Source organism: Oscillospiraceae bacterium (genome assembly GCA_022483045.1).
Classification (GTDB): Bacteria; Bacillota; Clostridia; order Oscillospirales; family Acutalibacteraceae; genus Caproicibacterium.
Window position 1 is genome coordinate 929,464 of the sequence record JAKVOA010000001.1, and the last position, 19,789, is coordinate 949,252.

At 45.7% G+C, this 19,789-nt stretch carries 20 protein-coding genes, 5 tRNA genes and 1 riboswitch; of the genes, 9 read left to right on the forward strand and 16 right to left on the reverse strand.

The features are described from left to right. Positions 1 to 54: 54 nt before the first annotated feature. From LKE53_04460 to asd, 5 genes are all read right to left on the reverse strand, one after another. Positions 55 to 1,116 (reverse strand): IS30 family transposase, encoded by a 1,062-nt coding sequence (locus tag LKE53_04460; GenBank protein ID MCH3972012.1) that lies wholly within the window; start codon positions 1,114 to 1,116, stop codon positions 55 to 57. 174 nt (positions 1,117 to 1,290) lie between these two features. Beyond that, positions 1,291 to 1,752 carry a hypothetical protein gene (locus LKE53_04465; protein MCH3972013.1) on the reverse strand — a complete coding sequence of 154 codons (462 nt, stop codon included), beginning with the start codon at positions 1,750 to 1,752 and terminating at the stop codon, positions 1,291 to 1,293. A 16-nt stretch (positions 1,753 to 1,768) separates the two neighbouring features. Continuing rightward, positions 1,769 to 2,518: a 4-hydroxy-tetrahydrodipicolinate reductase gene (gene dapB / locus LKE53_04470; GenBank protein ID MCH3972014.1), complete on the reverse strand. Its 750-nt coding sequence runs from the start codon at positions 2,516 to 2,518 to the stop codon at positions 1,769 to 1,771. Between the two features lie 28 nt (positions 2,519 to 2,546). After that, positions 2,547 to 3,434: a 4-hydroxy-tetrahydrodipicolinate synthase gene (gene dapA, locus LKE53_04475; protein MCH3972015.1), complete on the reverse strand. Its 888-nt coding sequence runs from the start codon at positions 3,432 to 3,434 to the stop codon at positions 2,547 to 2,549. Positions 3,435 to 3,452: 18 nt separating this feature from the next. Then, on the reverse strand, positions 3,453 to 4,532 hold the full coding sequence (gene asd / locus LKE53_04480; protein MCH3972016.1) for an aspartate-semialdehyde dehydrogenase: 1,080 nt from the start codon (positions 4,530 to 4,532) through the stop codon (positions 3,453 to 3,455). Between the two features lie 119 nt (positions 4,533 to 4,651). Continuing rightward, positions 4,652 to 4,828: riboswitch (Lysine riboswitch) on the reverse strand. Positions 4,829 to 4,957: 129 nt separating this feature from the next. On the opposite strand from asd, the gene queA reads away from it, so the two are divergent. The 9 genes from queA (at position 4,958) to LKE53_04525 (ending at position 12,898) form a co-directional block, all read left to right on the forward strand. Beyond that, on the forward strand, positions 4,958 to 6,004 hold the full coding sequence (gene queA, locus LKE53_04485) for a tRNA preQ1(34) S-adenosylmethionine ribosyltransferase-isomerase QueA (GenBank protein MCH3972017.1): 1,047 nt from the start codon (positions 4,958 to 4,960) through the stop codon (positions 6,002 to 6,004). 45 nt (positions 6,005 to 6,049) lie between these two features. Then, entirely contained in the window at positions 6,050 to 7,180 is a 1,131-nt protein-coding gene (tgt, locus tag LKE53_04490) for a tRNA guanosine(34) transglycosylase Tgt (GenBank protein ID MCH3972018.1), read from the forward strand. Positions 7,181 to 7,289: 109 nt separating this feature from the next. After that, the gene (gene yajC, locus LKE53_04495; GenBank protein MCH3972019.1) at positions 7,290 to 7,724 is read left to right on the forward strand and encodes a preprotein translocase subunit YajC; all 435 of its coding nucleotides are present in this window, start codon (positions 7,290 to 7,292) and stop codon (positions 7,722 to 7,724) included. Positions 7,725 to 7,838: 114 nt separating this feature from the next. After that, a complete protein-coding gene (locus LKE53_04500; protein ID MCH3972020.1) occupies positions 7,839 to 8,246 on the forward strand; it encodes a TIGR04086 family membrane protein in 408 nt (135 codons plus the stop codon). Between the two features lie 70 nt (positions 8,247 to 8,316). After that, a complete protein-coding gene (gene scfA, locus LKE53_04505; protein ID MCH3972021.1) occupies positions 8,317 to 8,463 on the forward strand; it encodes a six-cysteine ranthipeptide SCIFF in 147 nt (48 codons plus the stop codon). A 104-nt stretch (positions 8,464 to 8,567) separates the two neighbouring features. Further along, entirely contained in the window at positions 8,568 to 9,929 is a 1,362-nt protein-coding gene (scfB, locus tag LKE53_04510) for a thioether cross-link-forming SCIFF peptide maturase (GenBank protein ID MCH3972022.1), read from the forward strand. A 420-nt stretch (positions 9,930 to 10,349) separates the two neighbouring features. Beyond that, complete coding sequence (locus LKE53_04515; protein MCH3972023.1) at positions 10,350 to 10,928, forward strand: stage II sporulation protein M; 579 nt, start codon at positions 10,350 to 10,352, stop codon at positions 10,926 to 10,928. Positions 10,929 to 10,962: 34 nt separating this feature from the next. Beyond that, positions 10,963 to 11,856, forward strand: a complete 894-nt coding sequence (xerD, locus tag LKE53_04520) for a site-specific tyrosine recombinase XerD (protein MCH3972024.1) — start codon at positions 10,963 to 10,965, stop codon at positions 11,854 to 11,856. Between the two features lie 118 nt (positions 11,857 to 11,974). Continuing rightward, entirely contained in the window at positions 11,975 to 12,898 is a 924-nt protein-coding gene (locus LKE53_04525; GenBank protein ID MCH3972025.1) for a YesL family protein, read from the forward strand. Between the two features lie 84 nt (positions 12,899 to 12,982). Here the strand turns inward: LKE53_04525 and LKE53_04530 are convergent, their stop codons facing one another. The 11 genes from LKE53_04530 to LKE53_04580 form a co-directional block, all read right to left on the reverse strand. After that, the gene (locus LKE53_04530; protein MCH3972026.1) at positions 12,983 to 14,020 is read right to left on the reverse strand and encodes a tyrosine recombinase XerC; all 1,038 of its coding nucleotides are present in this window, start codon (positions 14,018 to 14,020) and stop codon (positions 12,983 to 12,985) included. 36 nt (positions 14,021 to 14,056) lie between these two features. Continuing rightward, positions 14,057 to 14,536 (reverse strand): hypothetical protein, encoded by a 480-nt coding sequence (locus tag LKE53_04535; protein MCH3972027.1) that lies wholly within the window; start codon positions 14,534 to 14,536, stop codon positions 14,057 to 14,059. A gap of 542 nt (positions 14,537 to 15,078) precedes the next feature. Continuing rightward, complete coding sequence (gene radA, locus LKE53_04540; protein ID MCH3972028.1) at positions 15,079 to 16,461, reverse strand: DNA repair protein RadA; 1,383 nt, start codon at positions 16,459 to 16,461, stop codon at positions 15,079 to 15,081. 49 nt (positions 16,462 to 16,510) lie between these two features. Beyond that, complete coding sequence (locus LKE53_04545) at positions 16,511 to 17,299, reverse strand: N-acetylmuramoyl-L-alanine amidase (protein MCH3972029.1); 789 nt, start codon at positions 17,297 to 17,299, stop codon at positions 16,511 to 16,513. Between the two features lie 124 nt (positions 17,300 to 17,423). After that, positions 17,424 to 18,806 (reverse strand): MATE family efflux transporter, encoded by a 1,383-nt coding sequence (locus LKE53_04550; protein ID MCH3972030.1) that lies wholly within the window; start codon positions 18,804 to 18,806, stop codon positions 17,424 to 17,426. Beyond that, positions 18,796 to 19,302, reverse strand: a complete 507-nt coding sequence (locus LKE53_04555) for a DNA-deoxyinosine glycosylase (GenBank protein MCH3972031.1) — start codon at positions 19,300 to 19,302, stop codon at positions 18,796 to 18,798. Before LKE53_04555 ends, LKE53_04550 begins: the two co-directional genes overlap by 11 nt. Positions 19,303 to 19,386: 84 nt before the next feature. After that, positions 19,387 to 19,461: transfer RNA gene (locus LKE53_04560), tRNA-Cys, on the reverse strand. Between the two features lie 4 nt (positions 19,462 to 19,465). After that, a tRNA-Gly gene (locus LKE53_04565) sits at positions 19,466 to 19,541 on the reverse strand. A 3-nt stretch (positions 19,542 to 19,544) separates the two neighbouring features. Continuing rightward, a tRNA-Phe gene (locus LKE53_04570) sits at positions 19,545 to 19,620 on the reverse strand. 6 nt (positions 19,621 to 19,626) lie between these two features. Beyond that, positions 19,627 to 19,703, reverse strand: a tRNA-Asp gene (locus LKE53_04575). A gap of 5 nt (positions 19,704 to 19,708) precedes the next feature. Continuing rightward, positions 19,709 to 19,785: transfer RNA gene (locus LKE53_04580), tRNA-Val, on the reverse strand. Between the last annotated feature and the right edge of the window lie 4 nt (positions 19,786 to 19,789).

Sequence of the window (19,789 nt, forward strand, 5' to 3'; positions counted from 1 at the left end):
AGAACGAAAATTGCAATAACAAATTGAACACTCAGAAAGAATAAAAGTGTGGGGTCATGGCCGAGCACAAATCAAGTCAAGTTGGGCATCGAACAGTTCTTCTGGTGCGAGGTAACCAAGCCGCTTTCTCGGCAGTGCGTTTATCTCATCTGCAAACATTTGGACAGCTTCATTAAAGTAGTTTTGAATGGACACCCCTTTAGGTATGAAACGCCTCAAGACACGATTTGTACGCTCATTTACTGGCCGCTCCCAAGCGGAATAAGGATGTGCGAAATAGACGGTAGTTCCCAATGCCTCAAATGCAGAAAAAGCTGCGAATTCACTGCCATTATCCGTTGTAATACTGCGGAATATCTCGCCGAATCGTTCCCCAAACTGGTCGTGCAACTGCCTCATAGCATCGGCGATTCCGTTCGTTGTTTTCCCATCTACCCGAAAGGCGAGACAGTAGCCGGTCAATCGCTCCACAATGGTAAACACTACTGGCTCACCTTTCTTTTTTCGTCCAAGCACCGTGTCCGATTCCCAGTGGCCAAAGGTGTTTCGCTGATTCACTTCGGCCGGCCGTTCATCCAGACTTTTGCCGTTCAAACGTTTGGAAATGCGGGGGTTCCCACGCTTTCTCCTTGTCAGAGCCTCAGGAAGATCAAAGGGCGTAAGCACTATTTCGCCTTTCCAAAGAAGGTTATAGAGTGTTTTGGTACAGGAGATTTCATCTGCGGGAAACAAGCCTTTGCTCCTTGCATGGCCTACGCAGGCATCGAACGACCATTTATGCACACGCACCTGCTCCGCTGTCCAGCGAAGGAAGGCCGAGTCTCTTGGTATGCTTCTGGTGCGGCGGCAGTGGCTGCGGTTCGCACAGTATACGGCGGCTTTTCTCTTTGCAGTGTATCCGGGCCTGCGACCGTGACCGCAATAAGGAGGCGTTCCGCGCTGCAGCTCATAACCGACGGTTGATGGGCTGCAATTGATCATCCGGGCGACGGCTCTGTTTGAATATCTTGAATATCCTAGCTTTTTTAGTTGTTGGATTGCTCCCCGTTCTTCTGCTCCCAGGTTCTGTCCACGCTTGCGTTCTGCCGAGATTATGATAGAATGACTATATTCCATGGCGTTTGGTCCCTTCTGTCAGAGTTTTGTGTGGTAACTTTATTCTAACAGATGAGTCCATTCACCATGGACCTTTTTATGTGTTCAATTTGATTTTACAATTTACCAAAAATAAAAGAAACCGCCACCGGAAAAACCGGTGGTGGCCTTTTTAATTTTCATAGGTTTTGTAGATCAACAGGAAAGTGCTTTTTTCAAGGCATCCAAAGTAACCACAAAGTCTGCCTCTGTCATCAGCATTGAAATATCTTCATCAGATGTTGTAACAATACGAATATCCGAATTGACAGAAGATACCGCAGAAAGCACCTTGGCGGCAACACCCGGGGTGTGTACCATATCTTTATCAAAAACGTTGATTTTGCAGTTTCCGCTGCTTACAATCGTTTTGATTTTTGCTTTCTCCTGCAAAGAAGAAGTAAATTTCAAGATTTTTCCGAGATCATCATCACTAATCGTAAAAGAAACCGCAGTGTGAGAACCATGATTTGGAGAAAGAGAAATCATGTCAACATTTACACCGAGGTCCGCAATTTTCACAAAGATATCCGCAAGGAAATCCGGACGTGCCGGACAATTCTGCAGGGTAATCAGCGTAATTTCGCTGGTGGTATTGATGGTTTGTTTTGCTGCCATCTTCTCTTTTCACTCCTTATTTCAGCAAATTTGACATATCGTACAGGCCTGCCGGTTTGCCAGCCAAAAATACGGCGGCATTTACTGCGCCAGCTGCAAAGACTTCTTTCGATTGCGCTGAGTGCGACAGCGTAATCACTTCATGATGACCAGCAAACAAAACTTCGTGTTCACCAACAATTGTTCCGCCGCGAATCGAATGAATGCCGATTTCACTTGGCTCCCGCTTTTTACGCTGAGAATGACGGTCGTAAACATAGTGCATATCGCCGCCGCGTGCCTGTGATACTGCATCGGCAATCATCAGTGCAGTTCCGCTGGGTGCATCAATTTTTTGGTTGTGGTGCTTTTCTATGATTTCCACATCAAAAGCTGGGCCTAAGACCTGTGCAGCTTTTTTGCTAAGCTCAATCAGCAGATTAATACCCAAAGACATATTGCGAGAATAAAAAACGGGAATCGCCTTTGCTGCTTCTTTCAGTTTTTCAACCTGAGCACTGTCATATCCGGTTGTGCACAGCACAACCGGGACTTTGTTTTGTTTAGCATAGTCGAGCAGGGGAAGAAGTGCAGAGGGATTAGAAAAATCTATCACAACATCTGCCGGCACATTCACTTCTGCAGGCGAAGAAAAGACCGGGAAATCACATGCGCAGGAACGCACATCTACACCAGCCACTGCCTGCACGTCTTCACGGCCGGAAATCTCAGCGGCAACTACATGACCCATGTGACCGCTGCAGCCGCTAATTAAGACATTTATCATTTTACATATCCCTCTTTCGAGATTTTTCTTAGATACATTTGTACGCTTTTAGTGCTGCAAAAAGCTTTGCCTTTGCAGCATCATCCATTTCAACCAGCGGCAGGCGGCAGATGCCACAGTCAAACCCCATCATGCGCATAGCTTCTTTTACAGGAATCGGATTGATATCCATAAACAAAGCGTCCATCAGGGGCAGGTACTCTGCTTCCATCTCTGCTGCTTTTTTTGTATCGTGCTGAAAGAAAGCTGTGCACAAATCATGCATCTGCTTTGGCATGCAGTTGGCAAAAACCGAAATAACACCTTTTCCGCCAAGAGAAAGCATAGGCAGCGCCTGGTCATCATTTCCGGAGTAGACATTAAAATTGTCTTTGCAAAGGGAAATGGTACGTGCTACAGATGTAATATCACCGTTTGCTTCTTTTACGCCATTGATATTGGGGTGCTGTGAAAGGATCTGATACGTTTCCGGTTTTACATTGACGCCGGTACGCGACGGAACATTATAGATAATAATTGGTTTCTGGACACGGTCAGCAAGGTATGTGTAGTGGGCAATCAAACCTTTTTGTGAAGTCTTGTTGTAGAAAGGTGTTACAACCAACAGTGCATCTGCACCAGCAGCCTCGGCTGTTTTGCACAGTTCTAAAGCATGTGCTGTGCAGTTGCTGCCGGCGCCGGCAATAACCGGTACACGGCCGGCAATCTTTTTTACGCCGTGCTGCAGGATTTTCTCATATTCTTCCGCTGTCAGAACCGGAGATTCGCCCGTGGTCGCACACAGAACAATAGCGTCTGTGCTATTGGCAAGGTGAAAGTCCAGCAAGCGGTCCAGCATTTCATAGTTTACAGAACCGTCCTGCGAGAAAGGCGTGACCAGCGCAACCGCAGATCCAGTAAAAATTGGATTTTTCATAAGAAATGCCCCCATAAATTAATCCATATAGCCCTTTGCTGCAAGCAGCTCAGCAAGCAGCACTGCACCGCCTGCGGCACCGCGCAGAGTGTTGTGAGACAGGCAGACAAATTTAATTGTATATTGGCTGTCCGGACGCAGTCGGCCGATAGATACAGCCATTCCTTTTTCAAGGTTGCGGTCCAGCCGCGTCTGCGGGCGGTCTTCCTCACGGAAATAATGCAGAAATTGCTTTGGAGCACTCGGCAGTTTCAGCTCCTGCGGAACACCCTTGTAGGTTTCCCAGCGCTCGATAATTTCTTCCATAGTAGCCGGCTTTTCAAAAGTTGCAAAGACTGCCGCAGTGTGGCCATCCGAAACAGGGACACGCAGGCACTGAGACGTGATATTCGGCTCTGTAGCATTTACAATCTTTCCGTCTTCAATATGGCCCCAGATCTTCATCGGCTCGTTTTCGCTTTTGCCCTCTTCGCCGCCGATAAAAGGAATTACATTATCTAAAATCTGCGGGAAAGTTTCAAATGTTTTTCCGGCACCGGAAATTGCCTGATAGGTGCAGGCCAGTACTTTGGTCACATGCAGGTCCATCAGCGGCTGAATTGCTGGGACATAGCTTTGCAGAGAACAATTTGATTTGACAGCGATAAAACCGCGCTTTGTTCCCAGGCGCTTGCGCTGTGTTGGGATAATCTCTGCATGGTCTGCATTGATTTCCGGGATAATCATCGGCACATCCGGCACCAAGCGGTTTGCACTGTTGTTGGAAATAACCGGGCACTCATGCTTTGCGTACATTTCTTCCAGCTGACGGGTAGCGTCCTTTGGCATATTGACCGCACAGAAAACAAAGTCGACCATGTTCGTGACTTTATCTACATCTTTTTCTGCGTTAAAAATCACCATGTTTTTCATTGCTTCCGGCATCGGCGTTTTCATCAGCCAATGGTCGCCGACTGCTTCTTGATATGTTTTTCCTGCGGACCGCGCACTTGCCGCAAGCGCTGTGACATGAAACCACGGGTGGTTTTCCAACAGCGTTGCAAAGCGCTGGCCGACCATACCTGTTGCACCGATAATACCGACATTGTACTGTTTCATTGTTTACAGAAGCCTCCTATAAGGGTGTGGAAAAACTTGCAGGTACAAAAAAGACCGGTTGCAAACCGGTCGTCTCACATCTATAATAGAGAAGTTCGGCAAAATGGAAAAGGACTTCTTTTGCCGATAGCGCTCCATCATATTGCTATGACGACAGTTGAGGCGATTTTCACGCGTCAACCAGGAAACCGGTGTACCAAAACCGCTCCTTCGGCGAATTTCCCTTTCGCAGGCTTTCATAAGCTTTGGCAGCTTCCGGCTCTGCTACTCTTTCAATCCGCACCTCTATCTCTTGCATATCATAGCAGACTTGCTATTGGATGTCAATTTATTTATAATAAAGATGCGGTGCTGTCCCATAAAGATACCGTAATTTTTTCAGGAAGCCGCAGCCGCGGTTTTTTGAATACTATAGGAGAAACAGTATGCAACTAGACCTGAATAATTTACAGACCAAAGATTTTTATTATGACCTTCCAAAAGAATTGATCGCCCAGACACCTGTAGAGCCAAGAGATGCTTCACGGCTGTTAACGCTGAATAAAAAAACCGGCGAAATTGCTCATTGCCATTTCCATGATATTACAGACTGGCTGCGCCCAGGCGACTGTTTGGTACTCAATGATTCCCGTGTGCTGCCTGCACGCATTTACGGTATTAAAGAAGACACCGGCGCCCGTGTAGAGTTTTTACTGCTGACCAACCAGGGAAACGACACCTGGGAAGTTTTGTGCAAGCCAGGCAAAAAAGCAAAGATCGGCACACACTTTACATTTGGGGACGGTCTCTTAAAAGCAGAAGTGACAGATGTGCATGATGATGGCAACCGCATTGTCCATTTTTCATACAGCGGCAGTTTCTTTTCTATTTTGGACCAGATAGGACAGATGCCTCTGCCACCGTATATTAAAAAGAAACTGGAAAACCAAGAACGGTACCAAACTGTCTATTCCCGCGAGGTCGGCTCTGCCGCAGCGCCAACCGCCGGCTTACACTTTACCAAGGAGCTCTTAAACAAGGCGAGAGCTATGGGCGTAAAGACGGTCTTTGTCACCCTGCATGTCGGTTTGGGGACTTTTCGTCCTGTTACTGCCGATAAAGTAACTGATCACAAAATGCACTCAGAACATTACCTGCTGCCGCAGGAAACGGCGGATGTCATCAATGCCACGAAAAAGGCCGGCGGCCGCGTGATTTCGGTTGGCACCACCAGCTGCCGCACACTGGAAAGTGTCGCTGCAAAAGAAGGCTGTATAAAGGAAAGCGAAGGGTGGACCGACATTTTTATTTATCCCGGCTTTCAATTTAAAGTGCTTGACGGCCTCATTACAAATTTTCACCTGCCGGAAAGCACCCTGATTATGCTGGTGAGCGCCTTTGCCGGCTACGACCATATTATGAACGCTTATCGGGTTGCTGTGCAGGAAAAATACAGATTTTTTTCCTTTGGAGATGCAATGTTCATCTACTAATTCTCCCAAATTTTAATTTTGTATAATAGAAGGATTGCAAATTATATGTATACGCTTTTAAAGCAAGAGGGGCTGGCCCGGCGCGGTACCTTTCAAACACCGCACGGCACTATTCAGATGCCGGCCTTTATGAATGTTGCAACCGACGGTGCAATTAAGGGTGCAGTTTCTGCACTGGACCTAAAAACAGTGCACTGCCAAGTACAGCTTTGCAACACATATCATCTTCATCTGCGCCCAGGTGATAAGCAAGTTTACCAACTCGGCGGGTTGCAGCAGTTCACTCAATGGGACGGCCCCATTTTGACCGACAGCGGCGGCTTTCAGGTCTTTTCTCTGGCAAAGCTGCGGAATATCAGGGAAGAGGGCGTCACTTTTGCTTCTCATATTGACGGACACAAAATCTTTATGGGTCCAGAGGAAAGCATGCGCATACAGTCCCACCTTGGCAGCACGATTGCCATGGCTTTTGACGAGTGTATGCAGAACCCAGCGCAATATGACTATGCGAAACGTTCCGTGGCGCGCACCACGCGCTGGCTGTACCGCTGCAAAGCAGAGCTGAGCCGGCTCAACACACTTCCCGGCACTATTAACCCGAAGCAAATGCTGTGGGGCATTAACCAAGGCAGCATCTACGATGATTTGCGTATTGAGCACATGAAGCAGATCGCGGAACTTGACCTGCCCGGCTATGCCATTGGCGGGCTGGCAGTAGGGGAGAGTACCGACATCATGTACCATATTCTTGAGATACTGTATCCCTATATGCCAAAGGACAAGCCGCGCTACCTGATGGGGGTCGGTACACCTGCAAATATTTTGGAAGGGGTGCGCCGCGGCGTTGATATTTTTGACTGTGTCATGCCTACCCGCAATGCACGCCACGGACATGCCTTTACCATGCAGGGCGTGCGAAATATGATGAACGCAAAATATGAGCTGGACCAAAACCCGCTGGAAGAAGGCTGTCAATGCCCAACCTGCCAGCACTTTACACGTGCCTATATTCATCATCTGCTGAAAGCAAAGGAAATGCTGGGTATGCGCTTAATGGTTTTGCACAACCTTTATTTTTACAATACTTTTTTAGAAAAAATTCGTGCTGCCCTGGATGCAGGCGCATTCGAGCAGTTTTACCGCGAAAATATAGAAGCAGTCAGCAGACGTATTTAGAGCTTTTTTCTGTTTTTAACAAACTACAGTAAACTTTCTGTGATTTTTCTTGCAAGCTTGTTAAGAAATTGTTATAATGGTTTCATTCACTTGGAGGTGCTGAAATATTATGTTTAACCCTGTAACCCTGTCCTCTTCTTCATCAAGCAGTGCATCAGCCGCATTAGTTACCTTTATTCCCATCATTTTAATCTGTGTTTTAATGTGGGCTATGATGCGTCCGCAGAGCAAACGCCGCAAGGAAGAAGAAAACATGCGCAAAAATGCGCAGATCGGCGATGATATCACCACAATAGGCGGTATCTGTGGGCGTATTGTCGGTATGAAAGAAGACAACGATACACTGATTATTGAGACCGGAACCGACCGCGTAAAGCTGCGCATTAAGCGCTGGGCTATCGGCAGTGTAGATACCATCCACGATACTCCTGCTGCACCGCCGAAAAAGAGAAAGTTCTTTGGCAGCAAAAAAGCAGATGATACTGAAACCGCACAGGACAGCAAAGAGAAAAAGCTTGAGGATTCCGCAACAAAGGACAAGTAATCAACCAGCACCGCTGCGCCTTTGTCGTGTTCCTTTTGCTTTTTGAAAATGAATACTTTCGTCGCCTCTCTCATATGATTTTGTAAACAAGATTGTATGAGGGAGGCATTTTTTATGAAAAGCAGCAGAATTATTTCCACAAAGCCTGGCACGCTGCTGCTGCGGTCTGTCTTGGTCGGCATGATCGGCGGCGCAGCGTCCTGTGCATTGCTGCTGCTTCTTGCGGCTGCGGTAATTCAGTCCGGCGGAAAACTGCCGCAGCAGTTTTTACAGCCGCTCATCCTTATTATCTGCAGCATTAGTGCTTTTCTTTCCGGATTTTTAGCATCAAAAATCGGTCGCCGGCGTGGCTTGCTGACAGGCGCCGTCTGCGGGCTGCTCTTATTCCTACTCTGCCTTATTGGCGGTATTGTCAATACACATGATGTTTTTAGCATTTCTGCGCTTACGCGGCTGCTGGTAATGATGCTTGCCGGGGCTCTGGGCGGCTACCTTGGAATGTACCAGAGGCGAAAAGTCTGATAAATTTCTTTCTTTTGCAGTCTTTATGTGTTATAATAAGAGAAACTCTGAGGAAAGGTCGGAAATTCTCATGAAACAGATTAAAACACTGAATCAGGCTAACCTGAAAGAAAGCTGTGTAAAAGGCGGCTGCGGCGAGTGCCAGGCTTCCTGCCAGTCTGCCTGCAAAGTATCCTGCACAGTTGCAAATCAGAAGTGCGAAAATAAAAACCGCTGAGAAACAGACATTGCTGTTTGCTTTTCATTAAAACCGCACAGTTTCAGTTAAAGGGGCAGGCTTTGTCTGTCCCTTCATTTTTGTAAAAATGGAGTTAAGTAAAAATGATACACAAGTACATGCTAAACGGATTTCGCATTGTGATGGATACCAATTCCGGTGCAGTTCATCTGTTTGACCCCGCGCCATATGACCTGCTGGACTACTTGGAAGACTCGGTCCCTCCGCAGATGCCGCCAGCTGCCCGCGAGGCTTTGCTGAAAAAGTATGACGCCGCTACTTTGGATGAAGCTTATCAAGAACTGCTGCAGCTGCAGGAAAAAGGACAGCTTTTTTCATCAGATGATTACGAGCAGTTTGCTGGCATGATGAAAGATGCACCAATCAAATCCATGTGCCTCAACATTGCTCATGACTGCAACCTACGCTGTGCCTACTGCTTTGCCGCACAGGGCGATTTCGGCAAAGGGCGTATGCTTATGCCCTTCAAAGTAGCAAAATCCGCAATCGACTTTTTAGTACGCGAATCTGCAAACCGTCATAACTTGGAAGTTGACTTTTTCGGCGGTGAACCGCTGATGAATTTTGATGTTGTCAAGCAGACCGTTGCCTATGCACGCGGCCTTGAAAAGGAACACAACAAAAACTTCCGGTTTACTATTACCACCAACGGCTTGTTGCTGGATGACGACAAAATTAACTTTATCAACCGGGAAATGTCAAACTGTGTTTTATCTCTAGACGGCCGCAAAGAGGTCAATGACCGCCTGCGTGTTTGCCCAGATGGCAAAACCGGTTCTTATGATATTATCGTTCCTAAATTTCAAAAGCTGGTCGCCGGCAGGGGAGACAAGGACTACTATGTCCGCGGAACTTTTACAAAGCATAACTTGGATTTTGTAAATGATATTCTCGCAATGGAGAAGCTGGGCTTCGAGCAAATTTCGGTCGAACCGGTCGTCTCTGATCCAGAGCTTTCCTACGCGATTCAAGAAGAGGACCTTCCCATCGTCTTTAAGGAATATGAACATTTGGCACAAGTGATGATTGACAAAAAGAAAACAGGAAAATGCTTTAACTTTTTCCACTTCATGATTGATCTGAATCAGGGTCCCTGCGCAATCAAGCGGCTTCGCGGCTGCAGCTGCGGAAACGAATATGTCGCTGTAACCCCGCTCGGTGAAATTTTCCCATGTCACCAGTTTGTCGGCAATGATGAATGGATCATGGGGAATGTACTGGATGGTACCTATGACCATGAGATGAAAAACCGCTTTGCCGCAGCAAATGTTTATACGAAAAAAGAGTGTAAAAACTGCTGGGCTAAATTTTACTGCAGCGGCGGCTGCAACGCCAACAATCAAAAGTATGAGGGCGATATCTTAAAGCCGCACAGCATTGCCTGTCAGCTGGAAAAGAAGCGCCTAGAGTGTGCAATTATGATTCAAGCTGCAATGGCTGAATAACAAAAGAATGTCGTTCCACCTACATCCATGCATAAAAATGCATGGATGTATTTTTATGCAAAAATCAAAATATACATTAGTTTACATAACTTGTTGTCAGGTTACATAATTCACTCTACATAAATTCGTGAGTCTTGCATAAAGTTTCAAAATTAACCGCTGAATAGTTGAAACCCCGATGAAAAAGGTATATAGTTAGTAAATACAAGAGCTTTTGCCGTGATTTTTCAGTATTCCCCGGCCATATCGTTTCTTTTGTCTCTTGCAACTATGTATATAGCATATCCGCTCTCTCTGCATCATAATCTTATGTAAAAAAGATTATGAGTGAAAGGGCAGTAAAGAATTATGAAAATCATTTTGCAAAATCTACCGAATACTAGATCTTTAAAATCTTCAAAAACAGAAATAAAGCACACGATGACACAAAATCGCCTGTTGGTTCTTTTAGGCACTGTGCTTTTGGGCGGCTTAGTCTGTGGGGCGCTGCTGGCCGGTCAGGCAGGCATTTCTGCACTGCAGAAGCTTGATTTTCTATTTAATAGCAATTACATTCTACGCAGCGGAACTGCGGCGCTTTCTGTATTTCTTGCTTCTGTATGTTCGTCTTTTCTATTTGTATTTGCAGATTTTCTGTGCGGACTGTCCGTATGGGGAACTTTTCTGGTTCCTTTCGTTCCGTTTATCCGTGGAATTGGCCTCGGTATGACGGCTGGATATTTATATGTAACACATGGCTTTTACGGCGGGCTTTTTTACGCAGTTGTTTTGCTGCCCGGTGCCTTCTTCAGTTGTCTTGCCATTCTGTGGTCTGCAAAAGAAGCGCTGCTCTTTTCACATCGGCTTTCCCGTGCCGGTTTGTCTGAAAAGGGAGAACCCCCTAATTTTTTGAATTACCTTTCGCAGTTTGTCCGTGTGCTAGTACTGGTTTTTCTTGGTGCTGGCGCAGACACTTTGTTTTCCTGGGCATTTGCGAAATCTATGATATCTTTGCTTTAGACTTTTCTTTTACAGTACATGGAAGGAGAAAATTATGAAAGATTATTGTGCTGAATTTCATACATATCTTTCAGAAGTGAAAAGGGTATCTCCCAATACGCTGGATTCTTATCTGCGTGATACGGCTGATTACCTGCGGTTTCTGCAGGAAGAACAAGTTGCCTCACCGGCGCTGGCACAGAAAAAGACGGTGGAAGATTATGTTGCACATCTGCGCAAACAAAAAAAATCGATTGCAACTATTACGCGCCATACTGCCTCTATCCGCTGCTTCTATCAATTTCTGATTTTAAATGGGGAAGCAGACAGCAACCCTGCAAAAGAAATCAAGCTGGAAAAAGCGCCGCAGAAACTGCCAGAAATTTTAAGCGGCAGTGAAATCGAGCTGCTGCTGTCACAGCCGGATACAACACATCCGAAAGGCTGCCGCGATAAGGCTATGCTGGAGCTTCTGTATGCTACCGGCATTCGCGTTTCTGAGCTTGTAAATTTAAACGTAGGGGACGTTAATCTGCACACCGGCATGCTTTACTGCCGCGGAGAAAAAGCAGACCGGATGATTCCTGTTTATCGCAAAGCGGTGACAGCTGTATCCGATTATATTTTTCGTGTGCGCCGTGTAATTGCTGACCCGGGCGAAAAAGAAGCCCTTTTTACTAACCTAAACGGTCACCGGCTGACACGGCAGGGATTTTGGAAAATCATCAAGGGCTATACGCAGCAAGCTGGCATTACCAAAGAGATTACGCCGCATACACTCAGGCATTCTTTTGCGCTGCATCTTTTGGAAAATGGAGCCGACCTTAAAGATATTCAGCACATGCTTGGGCATGCCGATATTTCTTCTACGCAGGTTTATCTGCATCTGCTGAATAATCACACAAAAACGGTGTACAACCATTGCCATCCACGGGCAAAACTTGGCTGAGAAGAATCCAGGCATTGCGCAAATGACTTCTTTGGTGTATGATATAAAAAGCTGTATTTACCTTGCAGCACAGATGAAACAGGCATCCGTAAACTAAAGAAGAAAAGGAAGAAATGCAATGGGTTTTTTTAGCTCGCACTACAATCGTCCGGGTCCTGGTGTTTCTAAAGATGAACCGAAAGAAAACGGATTCATTCATTACTGGAAAATTTACGGCCGGCATTTTTGGGATTTGATGAAACTCAATATGCTGTTTTCTATTCCGGCAATTTTGCTTTTAATCGTCTTTGTTGCGATTGATGCAAAGACACAAAACTTTTTCCTTGCGGGAATTCCGTTAATTGCTTTATCGCCTTTCATGGCAGGTTTAACTTATGAAACGCGGAATTTTATTCGTGAAGAACATGTCTTTATTTCCAGTGACTTTTTTAGTAAGCTGAAAGAAAACTGGAAGCAGTTTTTAGCAAACGGAATTATCTGCTACTTCGTTTATGAAATCCTAGATGTGGCATTTCGCTTTTACGGCTCTGCACAAAATCAAAAGCAGCTTGGCAATGTTATGACAGTTATTGCATTTGCGATTAGCATTGCGGTTCTATTCATCTTTACAGTCATGCAGTTTTATATCCCGCTGCAGATTATTACATTCGATATGAAGTTGTCACAGATTTACAAGAATGCAGGTATTTTTGCGATAACTGCATTGGGGTGGAATTTTCTTGCCTTTTTGGTCAGCACTTTCTGCACGCTTTTCCTGCTGATGTTTATGTGGATGGGCCAGTATGCACCGCTATTCCTGGTTATCCTTGTTGCAGTTGCTATCTTCTTTTTGTGGAGTTTCTGGTCGTACACCGTTAACTCGTTGGTTTACCCAACGGTTGACCGCTACATGCTTCAGCCGGCCCTTAAAAAGAATGCCGCTGAAAAGCAGGGAGGGGACACTGCAGCTTCTACAGAAGAAAGTAATTTGTCTGATTTTACTGACTGGGATTCTGTGCACGATGATGATGACAACAACGACGACGATGAAGACGAAGATTAACATATTTACATAAAAAATTAAAAAAGGAACAGGCTGTGCGTTCTTGCACAGCCTGTTCCTTTTTTAATTTTTTTAATTATTATTTTATCCTTTCTTTTCTTGATTTGTATTTTTCTTTTGTACTTCTGCATTTGCTTGATCCGTATCTTCCTGCGTAACATGGGACAGAGGATTAGCTTCTGCAGCTTTTTGCATTTGTTTACTGGAGAGGTGCGTGTAGATTTCAGTTGTGCCAAGATTTTCATGTCCTAATATCTCTTGCAGTACGCGAATATCTACATTGCCGACCTGGTACATCAGGGTAGCCGCCGTATGGCGCAGTTTATGTACACTGTATCCGGGACCGCCAAGCTGTATGCCCGACAAATATTTTTTAACCAAATACTGCACTGTTTTAGGGCTGATGCGTTTATTCTGCCGACTAATAAACAACGCATACTTGTCTTTTAAATGATCTTTGGGGCGCACTTTTAGGTAATTATCGATTGCGTGCAGGCAGGCTTCATTTAAATAAATAATCCGTTCTTTGTTACCTTTTCCGACAATCCGCAGCGTATTGCTGCCGCGGCGAATATCGTTAATATTGATACCGACAAGTTCTGACAAGCGCATTCCGCAGTTTAGAAAAAGCATGAGAATACAGTAATCCCGCTCTTTATAGGGGCCACTAACTTGTTTGAGAAGATCAATGCTCTGGTTCAGCGTCAAATACTTTGGTAGACTACGTTTTACTTTGGGCGACTCTAAATCACGAATCGGGTTTTCTTCCAGCAAGTGTGCCTTTGAGGTAAGATAATTGAAAAAGGCACGCAGGCTGCAGCATTTGCGTGAACGCGCCGATGGTCCATTGTGGCGCACTTCCGCTAAATAATTCATATACTCATAAGTCTCAGTTAAAGTAACCGACTTGACAAAATTCAAATCAATATCGTCGATATGAATTACAGAGAGCGGTTTATCATGCAGTGATGGATCGCGCTGCTGTTTTAGGTACCGAAAAAAAGTACGCAAATCCAAATAGTATTCTTCGACAGTACGCGGTGATTTGCCCTTGATGGTCTGCAAATAGCCGAGAAACTGCTTAATGATAACAGGCGCCTCGTGCATATATTTTTCTTTCATTTACTCTTTAAGGCCTCCCTCAATTATACAAAATGTTCATTTTGTATAATTCCTTATAGCGAATTTTTCCTTCCTTTCAGAAGGTTCTTCAGTAGCCTGTTCTTTTTCAGTGAGAGGCAATATTCCCCCAATATCCTGTAACGGTCCATCAATAAGTGACACCGCTTGTACATGATGTTTCTGCAGAAAGCTTAGAATCTGTCTTGCTTCGGGGTGTCGCATAATACACCCAGCAAACGCCAGTTTGTTTTTTGCAATCTTTCCGCATGTCCCGCCTATGAATCCGTACGGATAGCCCTGCAAAGCCACAGCACCGGGCCGCAGACGCAGCACATCGATTCCGGCACTTTGGACAGCATCTGCAATTCCACTGTCTTCTGTTATAGCAGCGTCCTCATTGACTGGTACAATGCTGCATTTTGCATATCCCTGCTGTACCGGTATTAAGTGCAGGCCCTGCTTTTGATATGCCTGTTTCAGTTCCGGACAAAGACACTTTGGGTTTGCAAAGATCAAATGACCGATTCTTGCCGCATTCAGGCTGCAATCCTGCGGGTACTGCGAAAAGTCATAAACATTTGTTTGTAAAAGAAAAATACCTGCAGCTGCAAACCTGCGCTGTAAAAGCTCATTCGTGCAAAAGCCTTTTCCGCCGCTTAAGAAATGACACTGCATGTCCGCGTGTGAAGAAACCGGTGCCGAAAAGCGCGGATCTCCGGGAACTTTCAGTACAGTAATCTTCATCGTTTCTAATGCCTGTATAACGTCCCCTGCCCTTTCCGATACAGCAACAGCTGAAACTGGATTCTGCGGTAAATTCGGGCTGTTGACCCAGCGCAAAGTTTATCCCCTTTCCTAAAACGACCTGCATAAATTTCTTTGAGGATTCTCATACTATAAAGCAGAGGTGATTCCTATGCTTATTCACTGTGACCAGGACTGCAGCTATCAAAAAGACGGATACTGCACGATTGAAGTCCTTGCAAATTATCAACCAAATGGCTGTGTGCGGTGCATACAGGCAATTTCCCGTACTGATTTAGAAAGCGGAAATGCCGCTATTCCTGCTGTAGAGCCGCAAAAGCCTGTCGTACATTTTTAACGCCAATCAGCTGTATATCTGAAAAAGTACTGCCAAGCTGCTTTAAATTGTACCAAGGCAACACACATTTTTGAAAGCCCATTCGCTTTGCTTCATTGATACGCTGCTCTGCATGCATCACAGAGCGAATTTCGCCTGTCAGTCCTACTTCGCCAAAAACAATGGCATTGTCTGCAATCGGCACATCTTTTAAACTGGAAACCAAAGCCATAGCCACCGCTAAATCACAGGCAGGCTCATCCAGCCGCAGACCACCGATAACATTTAAATAGGCATCTAAATTTGAAAAATAATAGCCCGCTCGCTTCTCTAAAACTGCCAGAAGCAAATTCATGCGGTTGTAATCAAACCCAGTGGCCATTCTGCGCGGATTCCCAAAGCCAGATGAAGTTGCCAACGCCTGAATTTCCGCCAAGATAGGCCGGCTGCCCTCAATTACGCAGGTTACACAGGTTCCAGAAACATGTGTGGGACGGCCGGTCAGCATAGAAGCAGACGGGTTTTCTACCTGGTGCAGGCCGTCTTCTGCCATATCAAAAACGCCGATTTCGTTGGTTGAACCATATCGGTTCTTAACTGCCCGCAGGATTCGGTAGCTCATCTGGCGGTCACCCTCAAAGTACAAAACAGCATCTACAATGTGTTCCAGCACTTTCGGGCCGGCGATTGCACCGTCCTTGTTGACATGGCCAACTAAAATGGCAGGGATTTCCAATTCTTTAGCGGTGTGCATAATCGCATTGGTACATTCTCGCACTTGTGTTACACTGCCGGGAGAAGAATTCAGTGCAGCATTATTCATGGTCTGAATAGAATCCACCATTAAAAGGTCCGGCTTTTCCGTACGTACATGCTCCAGTACCCGCTGAATATCTGTTTCGGTCAAAATATAAAGATTTTCAGAGTTCACTCGCAACCGGTTTGCACGCAGCTTAATTTGTCGGCTGGATTCTTCTCCGGAAACATAAAGGATTTTCAACGTGCTGCCTAGATAATCGCATATCTGCAAAAGGATTGTTGATTTACCAATGCCCGGTTCGCCGCTAATCAAAATCAGAGAACCTTTTACGATTCCGCCGCCCAAGACGCGGTCCAGTTCGGAAACACCGGTTTTATAGCGTGGCTCCTCCTGCAGGCTGATTTCACGAATTGGCATAACTTGTGCGGCCTGCTGGTGAAAAGTGGAACCAGAGCTGCCCTGGCGTGTCGAAACAACAGGCTGCTGCAGCTCTTCTGTCATGGTATTCCATGCACCGCACCCGGGGCATTTTCCGTACCATTTGGGGGATTCATATCCACATTCTGAACATATATAAATACTTTTTAATTTTCCAGACATAGTGCTTCCATTCCTATTCGTAAGCCTTTTATCTTATCTGCTTCTCTTTTTATTTTATTATAGCGGAGGTTTGCGAAGAATACAAGGTTCCTTTCCCAGCGGCAACCGAAGAGGCTGTGCTGCTCTGACGCAGATACTGCAAAATACCGTTTGTAATAGCATCTGCCATTTTTTGCTGATAAGCTTCCTCATTTAAAAGTTTTGCTTCCGAAGCGTTCGACAAAAAGCCACACTCCACAAGAACCGCTGGGTCCTGTGCGTGCGTTAACAGGTAGATTGAGCGCGTTGCAGCCTTATTGCTGCGCTTATTTTCCGGCTGTGTGCGCAAAACGATCGATTGACGCAGCTGCTCAGCGAGCAGCTTGCTTTTAGGATGATTTGGAGAATAAAAAATTTGTGCACCGCTGTAATACCCATCTGAAAAATGGTTTTGATGAATGCTGACAAAAATGCCGCCGGGGTTCCCCTGTAAAATTGCAAAGCGTTTATGAATATCAGAAGCTTTTCGTTCGCGCAGAGTGGAAAGTGAATGGTCACCAAGCATTACATCTTCGCTGCGGGTCATCAAGACTCTGCATCCACCGTTTGTCAGTCCCTTTTCAACTTTTTTGGTGATCGAAAGATTGATTACTTTTTCTGGCACCGGAGAGCACCCCACAGCGCCCCCATCCTCCCCGCCGTGACCGGCATCCAAAATAACCAGCGGACGCAGCACTGCAGCCGCTGCAGCGGCTGTCTGTGCCGTATGGAAGCAAGAAACAGACAGCAGAAAGAAAAAGAAGACGCAGGCAGCTACTAAAACCGCCAGCATCCAGATATTTGTACATTTTGCTTTCATTATGCCATTCCTCCTCCCTGCATGTATATGCCGGGGAAGCAGGAAATAGCTCTTAAAAAGAAAGTGCTTTCCCCTGTACAGCAAAAAGTCGGATATCTGCTGCAATGCAGATATCCGGCTAAATTTAATTATTTACAGGCAATTTATCAAAAACGGTCTTTTTTAAGTGCAGATGTAGAAGAATACTGGTAATCAGCGAAACAACTTCTGCGATTGGGAAAGCAAACCAGACCGCGGTGATTTGATTTGTCATCTTGGCCAGCAAATACGCTGCAGGCAGCAGCACACACAACTGACGCATCAGGGTGACAATTAAACTGTATGTTCCTTTGCCGACCGCTGTAAATTCTGCAGAAATTAAAATGCCAAACGCTGCCGGCAAAAAGCAAAGACTGATTGTACGCAGTGCCGGTATACCCATGGCAAGCATTTTGGGCGATGCGTCGAAAATACTGAGCAAAGGCCCGGGGATTGTCATAAAAAGAATCATGCCAACCAGCATAATTGATGCCGCGATAGTCATGCCGATGCGCAGGGCGCTTTGTACGCGTTTCTTTTTGCATGCGCCAAAGTTATAGCCCATAATCGGAATAATGCCTTGATTCAAGCCAAAGACCGGCATAAACACAAATGACTGTAGCTTGAAATAGACACCGAAAATAGCGACTGCTGTTTCCCCGACATTCTGAAAAGAAATTAAAATGCGGTTGATGCCGCCGGTCATCACAGAGCCAATCGCATTCATGACAATAGATGGCAAACCGACTTCATAAATATCTTTAATCGTATCCCAGCTGAAATGAAAATCTTTAAAAGAAATATGTACATCAATTTCTTTATGAAGGACTACATAGATGGCAAGAAGCATAGAAAGGAACTGCCCAATAATCGTTGCCACAGCTGCGCCGGCAACATCCATATGCAGTGTGAAAATAAAAATAGGGTCTAGAATAATGTTTGCAATCGCACCGGTCAGCTGAAACAGCATGGGGTAAACCATGTTTCCTGTGGCACCAACGACCTTTTCCAAATTAACCTCAAAGCACATGCTGAAAGAACCAATACAGACAATCTGCATGTATTGAATGGCCCAATTTAATATTTGCTCATTCTGTGTAAACAGCTGTGCAAATGGCCGCGCGAAAAAGAGGCCGAGAATCAGAAAAATAGCATAGTTAAAAACACTCAGTAAGACCCCGTGTTCTGCGGCCAAGTCAGCTTCATCGGTTCGCTTTTCGCCTAAGCGCCGGGCAATCAGCGAATTTAAACCAATGCCTGTGCCAATGCAGACAGCGATCAGGATATTTTGAACCGGAAATACTAAAGAAACGGAAGTTAAAGCATTCTCATTGATACGGGAAACAAAAATACTGTCTACAATATTGTACAGCGCCTGTACCAGCATAGAAAAAATCGTTGGCAGCGACATGCTGACAACCAGCGGCAGCATTTTTTGTACACCCATACGGTTTTGTGTTGCAATTTGTTTTTTGTCGTCAGTCTTCAATTTTTCCTCCTGTTTGCAGTTCTTTGGCAATAGAGTAATAAGCCGTTATCAGCTCTTCTATGGAATACCTGCAGTTTGCCGGGCTGGTAGACGGCAGACAAACCGCAGGTATCTTTACTGTGGGAAAGACTAATTTTTCGTATAATAAAAAGGCCTTGCGGCCAGTCGTAAAGACAGCATGAATCTTTGTCTTTCGCAGCAGTGCCGAAATATCATTCGGCTTTGGCTCGCGGATACTGGAATCATCTGCACCACAAATGGAGCAGGAATGCAAAACGTCCCACAGGGCAATCTGATTTTGCAGCAAAAGTTCTTTTTTCGCAGGAATCGACCCTGGAACCGGCTGCTGCAAAACAGCGGCTAAAACACGCCAAAAGCGGTTTTGAGGATGCCCGTAGTAGAACCCGCTTTCGCGGGATTTAGGCGACGGCATAGTCCCCAAAATAAGCACCTGTGAGTCAGCCGCAAAAACAGGAGACAGCGGGTGAATAATCATTTCTGAAGCGATAGGCTTGTCCCCCCTCATTTCAGGTAAAAAAAAAGTAAACAGAGAAAGCAAAGCTCTCTGTTTACTACGACATGGAGGCGTCACCCAGATTCGAACTGGGGCATCAGGGTTTTGCAGACCCATGCCTTACCACTTGGCTATGACGCCAACTTGGAGCGAACGACGAGGCTCGAACTCGCTACCTCCACCTTGGCAAGGTGGCGCTCTACCAGATGAGCTACGTTCGCAAATGGTGCCTCCGAGCGGAATCGAACCACTGACACGGGGATTTTCAGTCCCCTGCTCTACCTACTGAGCTACAGAGGCAAAAAATGGCGACTCGGAACGGGATCGAACCGTCGACCTCTAGCGTGACAGGCTAGCGTTCTAACCAGCTGAACTACCGAGCCACTGCTGGTGGGAACAATAGGACTCGAACCTATGACCCCCTGCTTGTAAGGCAGGTGCTCTAACCAGCTGAGCTATGCTCCCAATT